Origin of the sequence: Mycobacterium sp. E3198, from assembly GCF_001667015.1 — a bacterium.
GTDB lineage: Bacteria > Actinomycetota > Actinomycetes > Mycobacteriales > Mycobacteriaceae > Mycobacterium.
Map to the genome: position 1 here is coordinate 1 of NZ_LZIS01000112.1, position 1180 is coordinate 1180.

Genomic DNA, 1180 nt, shown 5'->3' on the forward strand with positions numbered 1-1180 from the left:
CGCCCACGGCCAGAAGGTGCAAAGCGCCGGCAGCAACATGGCCAGCACCGACAGCGCCGTCGGGTCCAGCTGGGCCTGACACCGCACGTTCGGCGCGGGGCCGCACACCGATGGGTGTGCGGCCCCGTCGTTTTGCCCGGCCGGGGCGCTACCCGGCCAGCGGCGAGCGCGGAAACACGGTGGGGCGGAACCCGATTCGCTGGACCGCACCCTCGGACTCGCGCCCGACCATGCCGCCCAGCGGCAGCTTGGAAACGCCGGTGGTCGCCGATGCGGGTCCCGCGCCCCACCCTCCCGGCATGGCATTGGCGTCCAGGGCGGGCAGGGGCGTGACCGACGAGGCGGCGTTGGCCCAACCCGGCGGTACCGACAAGGTGCCGACCGAGGGCGCCTGACCCAGACCCGCCGACGGGGCCGCGCCCAGGTTCCCCAGCCCCGCGCCGCCCGGGAGCGCACCACCCTCGGCCCCGATGATCGAGCCCGCGCCCTCGTAATCCAGTGCCAAACCCTGCAGATCGAGGTCCAAGCCGTACCCGTCGAGCCCGAGTCCGCCCCCGTCGGCGCCGAAGCCGGCCACATCCGAGCCGATACCGAGTGCATCAAGGCCGAGCGCGCTCGTGCCACTACCCAGCACCGACGTCAACCCGGATAGAGCGCTCGCACTGGTACTGGCACTCTTGGTCGCCGTCTTGCCGGTCGCGCCCGTCACGCTGGACAGAGCGCTGAGCGGGGCGGAAGCCCCCGACGCACCCAGCGACGCCGCCGTGCCCTCCGCCGCCGGAGACACCCCAGTCCCGGCTGCAGCGCCCGGGGTCGCCAGGGTCTGCAGCGTCTGCGGCACTGAAGACATCAGCTGCGACGTGGTCGTCTGCGCGTTGCCGCCGGCCGACTGGGCCGCCGCGCCGGCCTGGCCGGCGAGCCCGCCCGGGTTGGTCGTTTGCGGCGGCGAAGTGAAGGTGCTGAAGGTTGAGGCGGAAGCCGAATTGGCGGCGTACGTGTACATCGCTGTGGCGTCCTGTGCCCACATCTCGCTGTACTCGGCCTCCGTGGCCATGATCGCCGGCGTGTTGATGCCGAGGAAGTTGGTGGCGACCAGCGCCGCCAGCTGCGCCCGGTTGGCGGCGATGACCGCCGGGGGCACCGTTCCCGCAAAGGCTGCCTCGTAGGCGGCTGCCGCCGC

General features: G+C 73.0%; 1 protein-coding gene and 1 pseudogene. One reads left to right on the plus strand and one right to left on the minus strand.

Annotated features, from left to right (window positions below):
• Positions 1-79: pseudogene (locus A5673_RS12790) on the plus strand (type VII secretion protein EsxI); the annotation flags it as partial.
• Between the two features lie 69 nt (positions 80-148).
• Here A5673_RS12790 and A5673_RS12795 read toward each other — a convergent pair.
• Positions 149-1180: PPE domain-containing protein (locus tag A5673_RS12795; RefSeq protein ID WP_082958700.1), on the minus strand; the 1032-nt coding region annotated here is incomplete at its 5' end.